Source organism: Duganella sp. sic0402, from assembly GCF_019219065.1.
Taxonomy (GTDB): domain Bacteria; phylum Pseudomonadota; class Gammaproteobacteria; order Burkholderiales; family Burkholderiaceae_D; genus Rugamonas.
Genome location: NZ_JAHUWK010000010.1, coordinates 160,476 through 178,418, shown reverse-complemented (window position 1 = coordinate 178,418; position 17,943 = coordinate 160,476). Strand labels below are relative to the sequence as shown.

General features: G+C 63.8%; 16 protein-coding genes. 14 read left to right on the top strand and 2 right to left on the bottom strand.

What is annotated here, in order from left to right; genetic code table 11:
• The first annotated feature begins 3 nt into the window (after nucleotides 1-3).
• Together KW842_RS21770 and KW842_RS21765 are read left to right on the top strand one after the other, a co-directional pair.
• Nucleotides 4-2,340 carry a fimbria/pilus outer membrane usher protein gene (locus KW842_RS21770; protein ID WP_218306220.1) on the top strand — a complete coding sequence of 779 codons (2,337 nt, stop codon included), beginning with the start codon at nucleotides 4-6 and terminating at the stop codon, nucleotides 2,338-2,340.
• A complete protein-coding gene (locus KW842_RS21765; protein ID WP_218306219.1) occupies nucleotides 2,337-3,347 on the top strand; it encodes a spore coat protein U domain-containing protein in 1,011 nt (336 codons plus the stop codon). Before KW842_RS21770 ends, KW842_RS21765 begins: the two co-directional genes overlap by 4 nt.
• 19 nt (nucleotides 3,348-3,366) lie before the next feature.
• Here the strand turns inward: KW842_RS21765 and KW842_RS21760 are convergent, their stop codons facing one another.
• Complete coding sequence (locus KW842_RS21760; RefSeq protein ID WP_218306218.1) at nucleotides 3,367-3,693, bottom strand: hypothetical protein; 327 nt, start codon at nucleotides 3,691-3,693, stop codon at nucleotides 3,367-3,369.
• A 427-nt stretch (nucleotides 3,694-4,120) separates the two neighbouring features.
• Here KW842_RS21760 and KW842_RS21755 point away from each other — a divergent pair, with 427 nt between their 5' ends.
• The 8 genes from KW842_RS21755 (at nucleotide 4,121) to KW842_RS21720 (ending at nucleotide 13,015) form a co-directional block, all read left to right on the top strand.
• Nucleotides 4,121-4,618 (top strand): helix-turn-helix domain-containing protein, encoded by a 498-nt coding sequence (locus KW842_RS21755; protein WP_218306217.1) that lies wholly within the window; start codon nucleotides 4,121-4,123, stop codon nucleotides 4,616-4,618.
• A 35-nt stretch (nucleotides 4,619-4,653) separates the two neighbouring features.
• Complete coding sequence (locus tag KW842_RS21750) at nucleotides 4,654-4,878, top strand: hypothetical protein (RefSeq protein ID WP_218306216.1); 225 nt, start codon at nucleotides 4,654-4,656, stop codon at nucleotides 4,876-4,878.
• A 174-nt stretch (nucleotides 4,879-5,052) separates the two neighbouring features.
• The gene (locus tag KW842_RS21745; protein ID WP_218306275.1) at nucleotides 5,053-7,890 is read left to right on the top strand and encodes a diguanylate cyclase; all 2,838 of its coding nucleotides are present in this window, start codon (nucleotides 5,053-5,055) and stop codon (nucleotides 7,888-7,890) included.
• A 3-nt stretch (nucleotides 7,891-7,893) separates the two neighbouring features.
• Nucleotides 7,894-8,454: a DNA-3-methyladenine glycosylase I gene (locus KW842_RS21740; RefSeq protein ID WP_218306215.1), complete on the top strand. Its 561-nt coding sequence runs from the start codon at nucleotides 7,894-7,896 to the stop codon at nucleotides 8,452-8,454.
• Between the two features lie 2 nt (nucleotides 8,455-8,456).
• Nucleotides 8,457-10,163: an FAD-dependent 5-carboxymethylaminomethyl-2-thiouridine(34) oxidoreductase MnmC gene (gene mnmC, locus KW842_RS21735; RefSeq protein WP_218306274.1), complete on the top strand. Its 1,707-nt coding sequence runs from the start codon at nucleotides 8,457-8,459 to the stop codon at nucleotides 10,161-10,163.
• A gap of 51 nt (nucleotides 10,164-10,214) precedes the next feature.
• Nucleotides 10,215-10,925 (top strand): sensor histidine kinase KdpD, encoded by a 711-nt coding sequence (locus tag KW842_RS21730; protein ID WP_218306214.1) that lies wholly within the window; start codon nucleotides 10,215-10,217, stop codon nucleotides 10,923-10,925.
• Between the two features lie 17 nt (nucleotides 10,926-10,942).
• Nucleotides 10,943-12,664 carry a tetratricopeptide repeat protein gene (locus KW842_RS21725; protein WP_373925220.1) on the top strand — a complete coding sequence of 574 codons (1,722 nt, stop codon included), beginning with the start codon at nucleotides 10,943-10,945 and terminating at the stop codon, nucleotides 12,662-12,664.
• Nucleotides 12,665-12,799: 135 nt separating this feature from the next.
• Nucleotides 12,800-13,015, top strand: coding sequence for a hypothetical protein (locus KW842_RS21720; RefSeq protein WP_218306213.1), 216 nt, complete (start codon nucleotides 12,800-12,802; stop codon nucleotides 13,013-13,015).
• 6 nt (nucleotides 13,016-13,021) lie between these two features.
• On the opposite strand, the gene KW842_RS21715 is transcribed toward KW842_RS21720, so the two are convergent.
• The gene (locus KW842_RS21715) at nucleotides 13,022-13,705 is read right to left on the bottom strand and encodes a PhaM family polyhydroxyalkanoate granule multifunctional regulatory protein (protein WP_218306212.1); all 684 of its coding nucleotides are present in this window, start codon (nucleotides 13,703-13,705) and stop codon (nucleotides 13,022-13,024) included.
• 122 nt (nucleotides 13,706-13,827) lie between these two features.
• Here KW842_RS21715 and KW842_RS21710 point away from each other — a divergent pair, with 122 nt between their 5' ends.
• The 4 genes from KW842_RS21710 (at nucleotide 13,828) to KW842_RS21695 (ending at nucleotide 17,940) form a co-directional block, all read left to right on the top strand.
• Nucleotides 13,828-14,997: a DUF3108 domain-containing protein gene (locus KW842_RS21710; protein WP_218306211.1), complete on the top strand. Its 1,170-nt coding sequence runs from the start codon at nucleotides 13,828-13,830 to the stop codon at nucleotides 14,995-14,997.
• Entirely contained in the window at nucleotides 14,994-15,734 is a 741-nt protein-coding gene (locus KW842_RS21705; RefSeq protein ID WP_218306210.1) for a DUF3108 domain-containing protein, read from the top strand. Before KW842_RS21710 ends, KW842_RS21705 begins: the two co-directional genes overlap by 4 nt.
• An 81-nt stretch (nucleotides 15,735-15,815) precedes the next feature.
• On the top strand, nucleotides 15,816-17,174 hold the full coding sequence (locus KW842_RS21700) for a hypothetical protein (RefSeq protein WP_218306209.1): 1,359 nt from the start codon (nucleotides 15,816-15,818) through the stop codon (nucleotides 17,172-17,174).
• On the top strand, nucleotides 17,167-17,940 hold the full coding sequence (locus tag KW842_RS21695; RefSeq protein ID WP_229223836.1) for a hypothetical protein: 774 nt from the start codon (nucleotides 17,167-17,169) through the stop codon (nucleotides 17,938-17,940). Before KW842_RS21700 ends, KW842_RS21695 begins: the two co-directional genes overlap by 8 nt.
• Nucleotides 17,941-17,943 lie beyond the last annotated feature (3 nt).

Below are 17,943 nucleotides of genomic sequence, written 5' to 3'. Positions count from 1 at the left end.
CGCATGCGGCGCCGGCTGGCCTGGTGGTGGCTGCTGACATGGTGGAGCATGTTGTGCATAGGGGGCATGGCGGGCGCGCTGGCGCAGACGCCGCTATTGCCGCCGCCGCAGGATGAAGAATTATTTTTGGAGGTGACCTTGAACGGCGAAGCGACCGGCCTGATACTGCGTTTTACCCGGGGCCAGGCCTCGGGCCTGCGCAGCAGCGTGCAGAATCTGCGCGACCTGGAGCTGGACCCCAAGCTGTTCGGTGTCGAGCACCGCGAGGAGGTCGATCTCGACCAGGTCAAGGGCCTGAGCTACCAATACGATCAGGCGCGCCAGAGCATTGCGCTGCGCGTGGACGACGCGCTGCGGGCGCCGATCGAGGTGTCGGCGCGCACGGTGCGCAAGCAGGCCAAGGCCTCGGTCACGCCGGGCATGCTGATCAACTACGGCGCCTTCAGCCAGCTGGGCAAAAACCGCAGTACTTCGCTGGTCAACGAGCTGCGCTACTTCAACGCCAGCGGCGTGCTGACCAGTACTGGTATATATAACCACAGCAAGCAGCTGCGCCAGTTCACCCGCTTCGACACGAGCTGGGTGCATTCCGATCCGGAGACGCTGGAGACCTGGCAGGTAGGCGATCTGATTTCCTCTTCGCTGACCTGGTCGCGTTCGCTGCGCATGGGCGGTGTGCAATGGCGCCGCAGCTTTGATTTGCGGCCGGACCTGCTGACTTTTCCGTCCGCGTCGCTGGGCGGCTCGGCGGTGGTGCCGAGCGCGGTCAGCCTGTATATCAACGGCGTGCGCCAGGTCGAGTCGGCCGTGCCGTCCGGACCGTTCGTCATCAACCAGGTGGCCGGCATCAATGGCGCCGGCCAGGCCACGCTGATCACCCGCGACGCCGCCGGCCGCAGCATCAGCACCAGCGTGCCGCTGTATGTCGATACCCGCATGCTGGCCGAAGGGCTGCTGGATTATTCAGTCGAGCTGGGCGCACTGCGGCGGCGCTACACCACCGACTCCTTTGGCTATGCGCGCTCGCCAGCCGTCAGCGCGTCGGTGCGGCGCGGCGCCAGCAACAGCCTGACGCTGGAGGCGCACGGCGAAGCAGGCAACGGCGTGCTGAACGGCGGTGGCGGCTGGCTGTGGCGGCTGGGCCAATACGGCGTGATCAGCGGTTCGCTGGCGGCCAGTGGCGGCCGGGCCGATGGCAAGCCCGCGCGCGGCGCACAGGCCACGCTGGGCTATCAGTATCTGAGTCGCGGCTTCAGCCTGGACATGCAGTCGCAGCGGGCGTCGGCCAATTACAGCGATCTCGGCACCGCCGAGGGCTCGCCGATGGCGCGCGCCAATGACCGCATCAGTATTGGCATGGCGCTGTTTGGCGGCCAGGGCATCAGTGTCAGCGCGATCAGCTTGCGCGCGCCGCTGGCGCCGCCGGCGCGCATCGTGGCGCTCAACTATTCCGCCACGCTGGGTTTCGGCATGTACTTCAGCGTGAGCGGTTTCCGCGACTACCTGGACGAAAAGTCGCGCGGCGTGTATTTCAGCCTCAGCGGCAGTTTTGGCGACCGCATCTCGGCCAACGCCAGCCGCAACCGCCAGAACGCGGTGCGCTCCACCACCTACACATTGACGCGTACGGCCGACTACGGCGGCGGCTTCGGCTGGGGCCTGCAATCGACCGACAACAACAGTGTGCGGCAGCGCCAGGCGCAGCTGACCTACCTCGGCAATTATGGCCAGGTGACCGGCTACACCATGGATAGCGGCGGTACGCGCAACAGCTCGCTCGACGTGACCGGTTCGCTGGTGCTGATGGACGGCAGCGTGCATGCGGCGCGCTATGTGGGCTCGGGCTTCGGCCTGGTGTCGACCGATGGCGTGGGCGGCGTGCCGGTGCTGCAAGAGAACCAGATCATCGGCCGCACCGGCAGCAGCGGCTATGTGCTGGTGCCGAATCTGACGCCGTATCTGCAAAACCAGCTGGGCATCGACATCAGCAATCTGCCGCTGGACGCGCGCATCGCCAGCAGCAGCCAGGCCGTGGTGCCGGCCCGTCTGTCCGGCGTGCTGGTGCGCTTCCCGGTGGAGAAATATGAGGCGGCCAGCGTGATTTTGCACGACGCCGAACATAAGCCGCTGCCGGTGGGCACCGAGCTGCTGCATGTGGAAAGCGGGGCCACCACCTTGGTCGGCTTCGATGGCGTGGCGTTTGTCGATCACCTGCAGCCGGTGAATCATTTGCAGGCCACGCTGCGCGGTGTGCGCTGCGTGGTCGAGTTCAGCTACGCGCCGGCCAAGGGCAATGCGCTGGCGATCATGGGACCATTTGTTTGCAAGGGAGTGCAATGATGAGCGCGCGCCGCTGGCTGATGCTGTTGGGGATGTTGCTGGCGCTGGCTTGCGGCCAGGCGCGCGCCGACACCTGCTCGATAGCGCAGACCAATATCGTATTCCCATCCGTCAGTTCAATCACCACCAGCGACGCCTACGTCAACGCCACTTTCAAAGTCACCTGCACCTGGACCAGCTTCCTGACGGCCTTGGTATTGCCGAACGCCACCGTATGCCTGTACCTGGGGGGCGGCTCGGGCAACACCAGCGCCAATGTGACGCTTCCGCGCCAGCTCTCCAACGGCAGCAAAAGGGTCAACTACAATCTGTACACGGACACGACTTATTCGCCGGCCAAGGTGTGGGGAGGCTGGAGCGGCAGCGATACCTCGACCAACCTGATCACCTTCACACTAACTAGCAGTGCGAATGGCTCGATGACGCAGGACGTCAACCTGTACGGCAAGCTGAATGCCGACGCCACTTTGTCGTCCATGAATGTGGGACCGGATAACCTGGAGTTCACGTCGAATTTCGCTGGCGGTAGTGTGCTGATGCGCTACGTCTTCTTCGTGACGCCACTCGGCTGTCTGCTTGGCTCGTCGGTTACGATGCCGTTCACCGTCAGCGCCAACGTCATCAATGACTGCACGATTAACGTTGGTAACCTGGCATTCCCGAATGCTTCGCTGCTGAGCAGCGCGGTGCGCACCACCTCAACGCTGACGACGCGCTGCAGCCTGAATACGCCTTATAGAGTGACGTTTAGCGCTGGTACGACGAGTGGCAACAGCATCTCGGCGCGCCGCATGATAGGTGGGCCGACCAACGAGCTGGTGACGTATCAGATCTCGAATTCCCTGGACGGGCCTAGCCTCGGTGACGGCACTGGCGGTACGGTGACCATCGGCGGCACCGGCACCGGCGCGACGCAAACCCAGACGGTATATGGCATGGTGCCGTCGCAATCGACGCCGACGCCGGGAGATTACAAGGATACGGTGGTGGCGACCGTGTGGTTCTGAAGGCCGCTGCGGAAGGGATTTAGAAGGTGATGGTCCAGGCGCCAGCGCTGGTTTCCTGGCGCAGGGCGGTGGCTTGTGCTTCGCGGCTGGTGACGGCTGCGGCCTGTTCGGTGCTGCGGGTCATCTGGTATGGGGTTTTGAGCTGGCAGGCAACGGCTGGGACGGCTTTAGTAGCGGTGTTGGCTGCGGCAACAGCGTCGGCAGCGGTGGCTGGACCTTGCACGTTGCAGGATTCTTTCACCTCAAAACTCACTTGCATGGACGCGGTCGCGATTTTGCCGGCGGCGCTGGCGATCAGAGGCAGGCTGAACAGAATGATGGCGATTGCTTTAGTAAAAGTTTTCATCTTCACACGTTGTTGAGGTGCGTAGCCGTTTCGGTGGGTGGCTACGTTGTCCGGGTAGCCAACCAATTCAAGAAGTTGATCTACAGGAAGAATTTTATCCTGTGGAAACAATCTCTCGAATGTTCACATTTTACACAGAAATTGACCTGTGGAAATTTAGTGATTTTTGGAGAGTTTTTGCTGTGGTTTTTTAGCCTAAGGTGTCACCAGAAAAACCGGCTGAAAAATGAGGTTTTCATAGGGAAAAGTTGTAAAAACCAAGGGTAGAAAAGGAGACGAAAATGCAGTTCGAAAATACACACAATGTCACAGAGGTCCCATCACCTACAAAAGTCACACTTTCTTGCGTCCAACATGCAAGTCACTCAGTCTGAAGCCATCGCGATCTGACGATTTTGTTGATAACCTGACATAGAGGAGTAGCAGAATGAAACATACCGACTTCGGCAGCATGCCTTGCCCGATCGCCCGCAGCCTTGGAAAAGTGGGGGAGTGGTGGAGTATCCTGATCCTGCGCGACGCCTTCTACGGGCTGACCCGCTTCGATGAGTTCGAGAAAAGCCTGAAGATCGCGCCCAATATGCTGACCCGCCGCCTGGCCGGGCTGGTCGAGGGCGGCCTGATGGAACGCCGCCAGTACAGCACCAGGCCGCCGCGCTATGAGTATGTGCTGACCAAGGCTGGCCGCGACTTCAAGCCGGTGCTGCTGGCCTTCGTGGCCTGGGGCAATGATCACCTGGCGCCGGAAGGGGCCAGCCTGCTGGTGGTAAGCCGCGAGACCGGCAAGCCGGCCGATCAGGTGCTGGTGGATGCCAACAGCGGCCTGGCCATCAACGACGAGGACTATATGTTCGCGCCTGGCCCGGCCGCCACCGAGGGCATGCGGTCGCGGCTGATCCAGATCAAGCAGCCGGCGCGCGCTTAGGCGGCGCGGCAAGCTGCCGGAGAAGGCGGCGCTGCGTGCGCCGCTTTTTTCGCCACGGTTTTTCCTATTGGTATGGTGCGGCCAGCGTCCAGTCGCTGAGCCAGGGCGAGCAGCCAATCCTCAGCGATCTGGCGGAAGCCAATATTGCCGAAGTTGCGACCGCGCAGATCGCGCTGCCGAGCGAACCCAGCGCCACGCTGCAGCCGCTCATTGACCAGCATTTGCAAAGAGTTCAAGCTTTAAATTCCAGCAATAAATAAGCGTGCTGTCGCGCTGTCGCTTGCACCATCTTAGTTTCCTTGAGGCACCAAAAGTGCTTAGATATCAGACACTTAAAAGGGGGCTGCAAGGGCCTCTGCAAACTGTGGAATAATGCTGTAGCGGCGCAACGGCGCGCTGTTGCGACACAGTAGAGGAAAGTCAATTTGGTGGACATGTTTGCGCTCGACGACGAGCTGGCGCGATGGGATGCGGCATTGCCTGAAGTACAAGGCTCGGAACGGTTGCAGCTGTTGATGACGCTCGCCTGGCATTTGCGCCAGCGCGATCCTGTGCGCGCGCAGCAGTTGTCCGCTGAGGCCGTTGCGCTGCTGTCGCTGCTACCTGCCGAGGCTGCCTTGGTGCAGCGCGCGCGCCTGCACCTGGTGTCCGCCGAACCCGCCTGGTTGCGCGGCGAACTCGATACCGCCCACTACCACGCTGAACAGGCGCTGCGGCTGTGCGAACAGGCGGCCGCCAGCCTGCCTGCCGCTGCCGCCGCCTGCCGCGCCGATGCCTGCTGGATCATGGCCTGGGTCAGCAATGACCGTGGCCTCAGCGCCGAGGGCGACAGCTGGCTGCGCCAGGCCGCCAGCGCCGCCCGTGGTGCGGCCGATCCAATGCGCATCGATATCATTGACGCCGCTTCCGGCATTTGCGACGCCTTTGGCGACGGCCGCGCCGCCCAGCAACGCTGGGGCAGCCGCTTTGGCGCCGAGCTGGACGGTGTGGCGCCCATCGCTGCTGGCTGGGTCAGCGACTTCTTCGGCACTTGCGCCTTCCAGCGCAGCGAATACGGCCGCGCCATCGGCCATCTGATGCTGAGTTTTGAAACAGCGCTGGCCACCGGCCAGATCCGCCGCGCCATCATCGTCGCCACCAATATCGGCAACGGTTTCACCAGCCTGAATGCGCATGAGGCGGCGCTGGAATGGATGCAGCGCGGGCTTGACCTGGCACGGCCGACCGGCTGGCCGCTGAGCATCGGCATGTGTTTGATGCAGACCGCCGAAACGCTGCGCCAGCTGGGCCAGCGCGAGGCGGCGCAAAGCCTGCTGCGCGAGGCGCTGGTGACGCTGGCGCCGCTGTCGGGCTCGCGCGCCTACGCGGTGGCGCTGGAATACCAGGGCGACCTGGCGCTCGACCTGGGCAACCACGCGGCGGCGCTGGACAGCTTTACCCGCCTTGCTGCGCGTGGCGATGCGCTGCGCCAGAACGATTTCCAGAGCAGCGCGCGGCGTGGCCAGGCGCATGCGCTGTCGCACCTGTCGCGTGCGGACGAGGCGCTGGCGGCGGCGCAGGCCGCGCTGGCGCTGGCGCAGGACCATGGCGACGCGTCCGGCCAGATCGCCGCGCTGCATGTGCTGGCCGACATCCATACGCGCCACCAGTTGCCCGGCCCGGCGCCGATGATGGCCCCTAATGCGGTGCTGCATTACCTGCAACTGGCGTTGGAAACCGCCGCCACCATCGAAGGTTATACCGTGCCGGGCGCGCTGCTGGATGCGGCCGCGCGCGAGTACGCGGCCATCGGCGACTTCGAGCGCGCGTACAGCATTTCGCTGCGCGCCAACGCGGCGCGCGACCACACCCACAGCAAGGAAGCGACCAACCGCGCCATCGCCATGCAGGTGCAGTATCAGACCGAGCGCGCGCAGACCGAGGGCGAGCACCATCGCCAGCTGGCGGCGGCCGAGGCGCAGCGCGCCGAGGTGTTGCAAAAGACCAGTGCCACGCTGGAGCACCTGAGTGCCATCGGCCAGGAAATCACTGCGCATCTGGAAGCGGCGGCGGTGTTCCGTGCGCTGGATCGCCATGTGCACGGCCTGCTGGACGCCACCCACTTTTCGATTTTCCTGCTGCAGCCGGATGGTGAATCGCTGGTGTGTGAATTCGGCATCGAGGCCGGCAAGCCGCTGCCGCGTGTGCGCATCGCCGCTTCCGACCCGAACGCCAACACCGCGCGCTGCATGCGCGAGCGCCGCGAAATCCTGGTGGAGCTGGACCATCAGGGCGTCACGCCGAACCTGATCCCCGGCACGCTGCGGACTTTGAGCTTGCTGTTTGCGCCGCTGTGCGTAGGCGAGCGCGTGCTGGGCGTGATGACGGTACAGTCGCTGCTGGCGCATTCCTACGGCGAGCGTGAACGCCTGATCTTCCGCACGCTGTGCGCCTACGGTGCGATCGCGCTGGACAACGCCAGCGCCTACCGCCAGGTGGCGGCGACCCAGGAGCAGCTGCTGGAAAAAAATCTGGAGCTGGAGCAGGCTTACAAGGCACTGGAAGAAGTCAGCCTGACCGACCAGCTGACCGGCTTGCGCAACCGCCGCTTCTTCCTGCAGAACGTGGACGCCGATGTGGCCATGAGCTTGCGCGGCTACGAAGCCGGCCAGCACCGCGAGCTGACCGAATGCGATCTGCAAAGTCCGAAGGACCTGGTGTTCTTCATGGTCGATCTGGATCACTTCAAGGAAGTCAACGACCGCTATGGCCATGCGGCTGGCGATTCGATCCTGGTGCAGATGCAGGAGCGTTTGCGCGAAGTGTTCCGCGAATCCGATTATGTGATCCGCTGGGGCGGCGAGGAATTCCTGGTGCTGGCGCGCGCCACCCATCGCGACGAAGCACCGGGCGTGGCGGAGCGCATGCGCCGTGCTGTCGCCGAGCGCGATTTTGAATTGCCGGATGGCGTGCTGTTGTCGAAGACCTGTTCGATCGGCTTTGCCTGCTTCCCCTTCCTGCCGGAGCAAGCGCGTTTGCTGTCGTGGTCGCAGGTGGTGGAGCTGGCGGACCAGGGCCTGTATATCGCCAAGCGTTCCGGCCGCAATGGCTGGGCGGCGCTGTACAGCACTGAGGCCACGCGCGCCGATGGTGTGTTCACGCGTGTGATGCAGCAGCTGGATCAGGCGGTGGGCGATGGCGAGGTGCGGCTGGTGTCCAACCTGACCGGCCCGCTGGTACTTGGCGGCGAGCGTCGCCGCATCGGTTTGTCGAGTGACCTGGAAACCAATTAAATCATGGATAAACAACGCTGCGGCTGGGCCAATCCGGCCAATCCCCTGTATCTGGAATATCACGACACCGAATGGGGCGTGCCTTGCCACGACGAGCGCCGTTTGTTCGAGATGCTGAATCTGGAGGGGGCACAGGCAGGCCTGAGCTGGGAGACTATCCTCAACAAGCGCGAGAACTATCGCAAGGCGTTCGATAAATGGGACGCGAAGAAAATCGCCAGGTATGGCCCGGAGAAGGTGGCCGAGCTGCTGGCGAATCCGGGCATTGTGCGCAACCGCTTGAAGGTGGCGGCGACCATCACCAATGCGCAGGCCTACCTGCGGCTGGTGGAAAGCGGCAGCAGCCTGGATAAGCTGCTGTGGTCCTATGTGGACGGCAAGCCGCTGGTCAGCAACAAGGGGCCGTATCCGGCCAAGACCGAACTGTCGGACCGGATTTCCAAGGACCTGGGCAAGCTGGGATTCAAGTTTGTCGGCTCGACGATTGTGTATGCGTATATGCAGGGCATCGGCATGGTGGACGACCATGCGCCGGATTGTTTCTGCCGGAAGGCGCGCAAGTGACGATGCGGGTTGTGCTCGACACGGCGTTCTGTGGCGAGCGGTTTGCCGCCGCGCGTGCGCAAGGCGGGCGTTTGCATTACATCGCGGTGGCGCCAGCCGTGCCAGCGGCCGACACGATCACTGACGCCGGCTTGCGTGCGGCCTGGCCGCTGAATGTTCCCGGCTTCCATCGCGTGATCCTGAATGAGGATGTCACGCTGGATCTGCTGGCTGGCGCGCTGGACGCAGTGCTGCCGCAGGTGATTGCGCGCGTTGATGCCTTCCATTTGCATGCAGGCGTCACGGCGCCGATGGCGCGCACGCTGGCCAGGCTGGCGGCGCCGGGTGCGGTGCTGCATGTTCGCGCACCAGGCGAGGCGCTGGTGTGGGCGCTGACAGCGGCGGGCTTTGCGTGCCGCATCGCCACCAGAGAAGCCGATGCTGGCACTGACGTTGACGGCCAGACCGCGCCGGATATCGTCGCCGAGTATCGCGGCCGCAAGTCGCTGCCGGCGATGAAGCCGCAGCGGAAGCAGCCAGCGCTGCGGCGCGCGGTGGTGATTGGCGCTGGGGTGGCTGGCGCGTCGGCTGCGCATCGCCTGTGCGCGCGCGGCTGGCAGGTGACGCTGATCGAACGCCACGCGCAGCCGGCGCAGGAAGCATCCGGCAATGTGGCCGGCATCTTCATGCCGCTGCTGTCCAGGGATGACAATATCCCCACGCGCCTGTCGCGTGCCGCCTACCTGTTCGCCTTGCGCGAATGGCGGCGCATGGGCGGCGCCGGCAAGGCATTCGACGGCGCCGGCTGCGGCGTGCTGCAACTGGCGCGCGACGACAAGCACGCCAGGGTGCAGCAGGAGGTGCTGGCGCAATGGACTTATCCAGCAGAGTATGCGCGCTGGGCCGACGCCGCAGAATCCAGTGCCCTGATTGGCGCGGCCACGCCGCATGGCGGCTGGCTGTTCGCGCAAGGCGGCTGGGCGCGGCCAGCATCGCTGTGCGACGCCATGCTGGCCGTCTGCGGCGAGCGCCTGCAACGCGTGTTCTGCACCGAGGCACTGTCCTTGCAACGGGTCGACGGTGAATGGCAAGTGCGTGGCGAAGACGGCGCGCTCATCTCGCAAGCACCCACTGCGATCCTCGCCAACGGCGCCAGTGCCATCAAGATCGAACAGGCGGCACAACTACCGCTGTCCAAGCTGCGCGGCCAGGTCACGCACCTGCCGGTGGATGGCGCCGCTGCGCCGCCAGTGCTGCCGCTGGTGGTGTGCCGTGAAGCGTATGTGACGCCGCCGTCGAACGGTATCGTCTGTGCCGGCGCGACCTACGACAACGACGACGATCCTGCGCTGCGCGCCAGCAGCCAGCTGGAGAACCTGGCACGGCTGGCCGAAATCATTCCTGGCGACGCCGTCTCCGCGCTGGCGCAAACAGCACCGCTGGCGGGCCGTGTCGGCTTCCGCTGCGCCGCGCCCGACCGCCTGCCGCTGGCTGGCGCCTTGCCCGATTACGCCAGCGCTGGCCGGCTCGAATTCCTGCCCGACGTGCCGCGCCACGAAGGCCTGTACTGCCTGCTGGGCTACGCGTCGCGTGGCCTGATCTGGGCCCCGCTGATGGCGGAGCTGCTGGTCTGCCAATTGGAAGACACGCCGCCGCCGCTGGAAGCCGCGCTGGTCGACGCGCTCGATGCGGGCCGTTTCCTGCTCAAGCAGCGCCGCCGGGAGCAGTAGCTCGGCTATAATCGAGGTTCTGAACACCGACGTCCATGGAGAACCTTGCAAATGGATGAACCAGAAGCGCAGCAGCAGGAAGGCTCCCCGGAGCTGTTCATGTTCCTCGCATCCACCGTGCATGACATGAAAAACTCGATCAGCGTCCTTAGCGGCACGCTGGAGAACCTGCTATCCGCCCATCCTTCCAACGCCACGCCCGAGTACGGGCAGATGGCGCAGATGCTGTATCAGACCAAGCGTCTCAACGATAACCTGATCCAGCTGCTTGCACTGTACAAGGATGTCGGCAAGCCTGGCTACCCGTTTGATCCGGCGCCGCGCAGCGTGCGCGAGCTGGTGGAACTGGTGGCCGGCCAGGCGCACATGCTGCTGCAATCGCGCGGCATCAGCTTCGAGGCTGACTATCCGCAGGATGCCATCTGGACGCTGGACGAAGACCTGGTGATCGGGGTGCTGGTCCACGCCATCAACAACGCCGTGCGCTACACGCGCGACCGCATCCGCCTGGCGATACGCATCGACGGCGATTACCTCGAACTGCGGGTGGAGGACAACGGCAGCGGCTTCCCGGCAGCCATGCTGGAAAGCGGCGCCAGCGCCAAGGCGGCGATTAACTTCCTCAACAACAGCAGCGGCCTTGGCCTGTACTTCTCCAGCGAAGTGGCGCGGATGCACAAGCACCGACAGCGCAGCGGCAGCATCGCGCTGGAAAACGGCGGCGTGCTGGGCGGCGGCTGCTTCGTATTGCGGCTGCCTTGACGATGAGTGGCGAGATGATGAACTTCTCCCCGACGGCAACCGAAGGCGATATCGACTGGGCGGAAAAGCGCTACCTGATCATCGACGATTTCGTCGGTATCCGGCAGCTGCTGCGCGAGTCGCTGCGCAATCTCGGCGCCAAGCATATCGACCAGGCGTCCGGCGGCGGCGAGGCCATGGTGCTGCTGTCGAAGACCCGTTACGACGTGGTGCTGTGCGATTACAATCTGGGCGATGGCAAGAACGGCCAGCAGGTGCTGGAGGAAGCGCGCATCCGCAACCTGATGCTGCCATCCAGCGTGTGGCTGATGGTCTCAGCAGAGAAAAGCGTGGAGTCGGTGATGGGGGCGGCCGAGCATCAGCCGGACGCCTACATCATCAAGCCGATTACCGAAGGCGTGCTGCTGACGCGCTTGAACCGCGTCTGGGTCAAGAAGCAGATTTTCCACGAGATCGACCACGCTTTCGCGGACAAGGACTATCTGCGCGCGGCCAAGCTGTGCGAAGAACAGGTGGCGCACAATCCTCTGCATGCGGTCGACCTGCTGCGCATGAAAGCCACGCTGCTGCTCAAGGCTGGCGAAGTGGCGCAGGCCGGCGCCGTTTATGAACATGTATTGCAGGATCGTGAGTACAACTGGGCGCGCTGCGGTCTGGGCAAGATCCGACTGGCCAATGGCGACCTGGAAGAGGCGCGCATGATGTTCCAGGCGGTGATTACCGATAACCGTTTCTACATCGACGCCTTCGACCAGCTGGCGCTGTCGTTCCAGCAGCAGGGCAAGACGGAAGAGGCGTTCGACGTGCTGCAAAAGGCCGCCAAGCTGTCGCCCAATTCGGTGCCGCGCCAGCGTTCGCTGGGGCAGACGGCGCTCAAGCTGGGGAATATCCCGGTGGCGGAGCGGGCTTTCCGCAAGTGCATCGAGATCGGCGAGTTCTCGGTGCGTAAAACCGTGGATGCCTATCTTGGACTGGCGCGCGTGTGCGGGCAGAAGAACGACACCAAGGAAGCGATACGCTTGCTGAATGCGGCGGTTCACCAGTTCGGCGGCGACCAGGTGACGCTGCGCGCCAAGATCACCGAGGGCCTCGTGTATCACGAGAGCGGCGATTTCCGTCGTGCGCGCAAATCCGGCGACGAGCTGGAGGCCATGCTGGCCGATGGCAACCGCCAGCGCCCTGATACCGACACCTGCCTGGACATGGCAACGCTGCTGTTCGCGGTCGGCGTCAAGGAAGCGCCGGTCAACCTGCTGTGCTACGTGACCCGCAACAATCACGACAACGCGCCGCTGCTCGATGATGTGCAGAAGATTTTCGATAAGGCGCGCATGACCGATGAGGGCGTGGAGCTGATCAGGAACGCGCGCCTGGAGGCTGCGGAAATGATGAATCGCGGCGTGCTGCTATGGAAGACCGGCAAGCTCACTGAAGCCATCGAATGGATGCGTACCGCGCGCCGTTCGCTGCCGCACAATATGCGGATACTGTTTAACTCCGCACAGATTCTGATTTCGGAGTTGCAGCAGAATGGCTATCAACGCGGTATCGCCGACGAGGCGATCGGTGTATTGATGCACGTCGACGCGATCGCACCCGGACAGCAGCGCTTTGCTCAGCTGATGGAGCAGCTGGCCTTGCTGGCGCCGATGTCCGGCGTGGTGGCGGCGGCAGCGGCTAGCGAGTATGAAGCAGCCAATGGGCCGGTGCCGGAGAGCACACGATTCACCAGCAGTTGAACTGACGGCGTCACGCAACAACGCGCTTGTTTCAGCTGCATCAAATGATTACACTGAATCCGGCGCGGCCTCGCCACTGGCGCCGGCGCGTTGGGTATGCTGTCAATATTGAGAGCAAATAAAGGGCAAAAAAATATGCGCGATATCGCACAAGAAGTGTACAAAAAAATGAAGGTGGGCAGCGTGTCGTGGATACGTCCGATCGCTGCCAAAGGTGATACGCTGGAGAGTTTTCAGGCCGCCCATGACAGCGCCAAGCTGCTCGAACAGGAAGGCCTGATCGATATCGAGAAGGTGCAGCGCCAGGCTGACGGCCTGATCGACGCCATCCGCATCCAGCGGCTGGCGTAGTGTTCCTTACGGCTGGCCGGTAGCCGGCTTGGCGGCCGCTTTCTTTGCGGCGGGCTTTTTCGCGGCCGGCTTCTTCACAGGCGCCGGCTTCGCTGCCGAAGCAGCCTTGGCCGGCGCGGCTTGCGTGCCGGTCGCCGCTGCCGCGAACTTGACGGCGGCGTCGGTCATCAGCGATTCCGAGGCCATGGCCGTGGACACGGCCTGCTTGAACTGATCCTGTAGCAGATTCCACCAGGCGTTAGGCTGGCCGGCGCTGGCGGCCGACGGCTCGGCTTGTTCCGACTTGGCCTCTGGCGCAGGCGGCGGTGGCGTGGGGGCGGCTTGCGCCTTGTCCGCTTCGCGCGCGTGGTGGAAGAAGGCCGAGGCATAAGGGTTGGCGTCGAAGATGGACTTGTCGCTGACGCCGGTGTTGACCGCCGAGGCCAGGCTGGCGCCCACCGACTTCAGGGTGGCGATGGTGTCGCGCTGGACTTCCAGCGCCTGTATGCTCCCGCGCAGCATATTGGTGTTCAGATTAAGCCAGGCTTCAACGGCCTTGAGGTCGTTGATTTTCTTGTCCAGTTCTTCGACCGACAGCGTGGGGACGGTCAGGCCGGGCACGCTCATGCTGCCCCACAGGTTTTTGACGAATTCCAGGGTGTCGTTCATTACTCCCGCGCCGGGAAGGTGTGGCATTTGTGGCTGCGCCATGAGAAAGCTCCTGTGGGGTGGAATATTGAGCGTAGCAGATATTGCTTTGGCATTCAAAAGGTTTTGACAACATTTCTGTCGCTGGACAACTGATATTCGCGATCCCGTTTAAACTAGCGCCCATGACGATTGCTTCCTTCCTTACCCGGCACCGGCGCATGCTGCTGTTGTGCGGCGCCACGCTGGCACTGCACTATGCCGCCATCGACTGGGTAGGCGGCCGCCTGAGCGCACAAACGCACCGTGCCTCCGAGCTGCCGCCGTCGCTGATGACGGCCCAACTGAGGCTTGCGCTGCCGAAGCGGGTGGAGAGCGCGCCGCTGGAAGAGATCAAGCCCTTGGCAAAGGCGCCGCGCCCGCCCGCACCACGGCCGAGGCCAGTGCCGGCACCAGCGCAGCCCGCCAGTGTCGAGCCGATCACACCCGTGCCGGTGAGTGCGGCCGAAGCGGACAACGGCCTGGCTGCGGCACTGGCCGATGCGCCTATCGCAGTAGGCGAAAGTACAGCTGCGCAGCCCGGCGCTGCGCAGGCGCAGAGCGGCACGCCGCCGCCGGATGTAGCTCAGGGCGAGACGCCGGCTTCAGCCGCGCCGCAAGATGGTCCGCGCCAGGGTGGCCGCCGCTACAAGGTCAGCCTGCCGCCATCGGCCACGTTTGACATGACGGTGGACCGTGTCGACGCCGACGGCACCAAATGGACGGGGGCCGCGACAATGACGTGGCATACTGACGGCAACCGCTATCAGGCCTCGGTGGAGGCGGGCGTCAGCCTGCTGATCACGCGCCTCAACCTGCTGGTGCTGCGCAGCGAAGGCGCGATCGACGATTATGGCATCGCGCCGCTGAAGGTGACGGAAAAGCGCACCCGCCGTGCCGAAACCGCGACCCATTTCAACCGCGACGCCGGCACCATCACCTTCTCCGCGTCGGAACGCAGCTATCCGCTGCTGGTGGGCGCGCAGGACAAGGCCACGGTGCCGTTCCAGCTGGGCGGCATCGGCCGCGCCGATGTGAATCAGCTGGGTGGCGATATCGACATCCAGGTCGGTGAGGACAAGGAAGCCACGATGTTCCGCTTCCAGCTGGTCGGCGAGGAGGAAATCGAGACGAAGATGGGCAAGCTGGTGACCTGGCACCTGAGCCGTCCGCCCAAGCCGGGCAGCTACTCGTCGCGGCTGGACATCTGGCTCGCGCCAGGCCTGAACTGGTATCCGGTCCAGATACGTAACACGGAGGCGAGCGGCGCGTTGACCACGCAAACCGTCTCCACTATGAAGATGACTGATAAATGAAAAAGATTGCAACCCTGAGCGCCGCGCTGATGCTGGCTTTTGCCGCACATGCCGCCGATACTGAACATCCGAGCGTCAAGCGCCCGACCAATGCGCCGCCGTCGGCGGACCTGAGCTACAACCTGAAGGTCAAGCAAAGCGGCCTGTCGCTGAATGGCGTGGCCACTGTGCAGTGGCGCGCCGGCGACGGCAAATATTCGATCGCCGCCGAAAGCCGCGCCGCCATCTTCGGCAAGGTGGTGGAAAACCACAGCGACGGCGCGATTGACGACTACGGCCTGGCGCCGGTGACCTTCCACGAGAAGCGCATCCGCAAAGACCCGTACACCACCAGCTTCAAGCGCGACGCCAAGACTATTGCATTTACCGAAAGCGACGTCACTTACCCTATCCTGGGGGGCGAACAGGATCGCCTGAGCGCACAGTGGCAACTGGCTGCGATCGCGCGCGCGGCACCGGACAAATTCAAGCCGGGCAGCGAGTGGAATCTGTTTGTGGCCGGCCGCCGCGACGCCGAGCAGTGGAGCTTCAAGGTCACCAAGGTCGAGACCATCCAGATCGGCGGCGGAGAAGTCAGCGCGGTGCATCTGGTGAAGGAGCCGCCGGCCAAGTCGCCAGGCCAGCAGGTCGACCTGTGGCTGGCGCCGTCGATGGACTGGTATCCGGTACGCGTGCGCTTCAACGACCCGGATGGCGACTTCGTCGACCAGACACTGGAAAAGGTCGTGAAGAAGTAGGCTCCTGCTATACTGGCGCCCCCGCGATAAGCAGAATTGTTTGCAAAAAATACAACAATGGGGAGCACAGAATGGCAAAGAATGATCGAACCTATAACTAGTGAAGCCGCACCGGACCCGCAGGAGACTGATAGCCTGCAGGCCCACTTCCAGCCGCACATTTCCGCCGACGAGATCGAGCAGGTCTACCACCTGAAGCGCGCGCAGCCGCTGCTGCAGGTGTTTACCGCGCTGTTCCACGGCGGTTTCGATGGCGTGCTGGTACGCCTGCTGGTATTGCGCGAGCTGGCTGGCGATACTTCGTCGCCCAGCTTCACCCGCGCCGACATCAACACCCGTCTGGGTTACCTGCTGCCGGAATCGCTGGAGACGGTGCTGATGCGCCTGCGCTCCAACCAGTTGCTGGCCTGGGACGCGCAGCAAGCCGTGTACCGCGTGACGCCAATGGCGCGCAACGTGCTGTCGGCGATTGACGCGCTGCTGGCACTGGGCAAGGAAGAAGACAGCTCCGACATGGGCTTCCTGCTGTCGCAGGTGGCCGGCGCCCAGGTGATGGGCGGCGTCACCGTCGATCAGCTGAATCACCTGCTGGGCCGCCTGGTCGAACTGACCGAAGAGTTTTCGGACGCGATCGCGTCGGGATCGGAATTCCGCCTGCGCGCCTCGCAGGCCAAGTGGCATATGGCCTGCGACTGGGTAGAGAAGGGCTCGGAAATCCTGCGCGCCATCACCACCGACGAAAACGCCGACAGCGCCACCCACAAGGCGGCGCAGGCGATTGGCCGCGCGCAGTCGGCGCTGCTGAATATGCAGGGCATGTTCTCGCGTGCGCTGAACCAGATCGAGCGCCAGCGCGTGCACCTGGGCCAGTCCGGCCTGTCCACCACCGACATCAAGCGCTGGCTGCTGGAGCATGAAGACCTGGCCTCGCTGGCCACTGGCGCCATCGATCACCCGGTGGTCCCGCTGTTCATGACCCCCGCAGAAATGATAGACGTAGCAGAAACTGAATTAATGGCTGACCGCGCAAACACCACCGTATCCAATGGCCTGCCGTCCGGCGAGGACGCGCCCACCACCATCAGCGACGGCCCGGCGATGCAGCAGGAGCTGGACGACTGGCTGGCGCGCCTGTCCGACTTTGCGGCGCTGGGCAATTTCCCCAGCATCGCCGAAGAGGCGCCGAAAGCCATCCAGGCGCACGAATCGCTGCTGCCGGCGTCGTTTGCCGTGGCTTCGTACCGCGCCTCGCTGCTGCCGCTGCTGGGCGACGCCGACGAAGCGCGCCTGCAAGGCGCCACCGCCGAACTGGCGCGCCTGCCGGTGAAGTTCTCGCCGCAAGATGAAATGGTGCAGCTGCCCGACCTGGAAGTCGCGGCAATCTCCCTAGCCTCCCTCACACTGTCTTTGAATCCGGAAGGCGACAAGTCTGATGAATGATGATGCACAAATCCTGATCGCGCGCCTGCTGTCGCACCAGACGCTGCGCCGCGACGATAAACTGGTCAAGCGCGTGCTGTCGGACGAACAGTTCCGCACCGAGGTTGACGCGCGCCTGCTGGCTGCCGGCCTGAAGCTGCTGGACAACGTCTACGCCGACCACGTCACGCTGGCCCTGCACCGCAATATCGAACCGAAGATTTTCGGCGCCAAGGATGTCTGGCAGAACAATAATTTCGGCCTGTCGCGCGATGGCGTGGCGCTGCTGGTGGTGCTGTGGGCGCAGATCATCCTGCCCAAGCGCGAACGCCAGGAAACCCACCAGCACGCGGAGGACAACCAGAACGATATGTTCGGCACCGAGAAGCCGCTGCCGCGCGCGGAAGACACTTCGATCGGTATCGCCTACAAGGCGCTGCTGGCCGACTTCGGCGACAAGCTGGGCAAGAAAACCCGCCTCGACATGAACCTCGGCATCCTGTCCAAGCTTGGCTTCATCGAACGCCGTGGCGACGTCATCGTCGAAGGCCCGCTGCTGGACCTGCTGATGGACACCGACCTGCTGAAAGAGCGCATCGTCAACGGCGCGCTGGCCGATGTATTCAAACGCTCGCCGCCAACGCTGGTCGCAGTGCCGCGCAGCGCGCCGCCGATTGCGGTCGACATTCCCGAGGAAATGCCGGCCGAGGTGGAAGAAGAGATACTGCCAGCATTCGAAGCGCCGCCACCGGCGCCCATAGAAGACGACACTCCAGCCAAGGACTAAGCC

Coding starts and splice junctions, on each gene's coding strand:
- KW842_RS21770 (WP_218306220.1), top strand. CDS start 4: ATGCGGCGCCGGCTGGCCTGGTGGTGGCTGCTGACATGGTGGAGCATG.
- KW842_RS21765 (WP_218306219.1), top strand. CDS start 2,337: ATGATGAGCGCGCGCCGCTGGCTGATGCTGTTGGGGATGTTGCTGGCG.
- KW842_RS21760 (WP_218306218.1), bottom strand. CDS start 3,693: ATGAAAACTTTTACTAAAGCAATCGCCATCATTCTGTTCAGCCTGCCT.
- KW842_RS21755 (WP_218306217.1), top strand. CDS start 4,121: ATGAAACATACCGACTTCGGCAGCATGCCTTGCCCGATCGCCCGCAGC.
- KW842_RS21745 (WP_218306275.1), top strand. CDS start 5,053: ATGTTTGCGCTCGACGACGAGCTGGCGCGATGGGATGCGGCATTGCCT.
- KW842_RS21740 (WP_218306215.1), top strand. CDS start 7,894: ATGGATAAACAACGCTGCGGCTGGGCCAATCCGGCCAATCCCCTGTAT.
- mnmC (WP_218306274.1), top strand. CDS start 8,457: ATGCGGGTTGTGCTCGACACGGCGTTCTGTGGCGAGCGGTTTGCCGCC.
- KW842_RS21730 (WP_218306214.1), top strand. CDS start 10,215: ATGGATGAACCAGAAGCGCAGCAGCAGGAAGGCTCCCCGGAGCTGTTC.
- KW842_RS21725 (WP_373925220.1), top strand. CDS start 10,943: ATGAACTTCTCCCCGACGGCAACCGAAGGCGATATCGACTGGGCGGAA.
- KW842_RS21720 (WP_218306213.1), top strand. CDS start 12,800: ATGCGCGATATCGCACAAGAAGTGTACAAAAAAATGAAGGTGGGCAGC.
- KW842_RS21715 (WP_218306212.1), bottom strand. CDS start 13,705: ATGGCGCAGCCACAAATGCCACACCTTCCCGGCGCGGGAGTAATGAAC.
- KW842_RS21710 (WP_218306211.1), top strand. CDS start 13,828: ATGACGATTGCTTCCTTCCTTACCCGGCACCGGCGCATGCTGCTGTTG.
- KW842_RS21705 (WP_218306210.1), top strand. CDS start 14,994: ATGAAAAAGATTGCAACCCTGAGCGCCGCGCTGATGCTGGCTTTTGCC.
- KW842_RS21700 (WP_218306209.1), top strand. CDS start 15,816: ATGATCGAACCTATAACTAGTGAAGCCGCACCGGACCCGCAGGAGACT.
- KW842_RS21695 (WP_229223836.1), top strand. CDS start 17,167: ATGAATGATGATGCACAAATCCTGATCGCGCGCCTGCTGTCGCACCAG.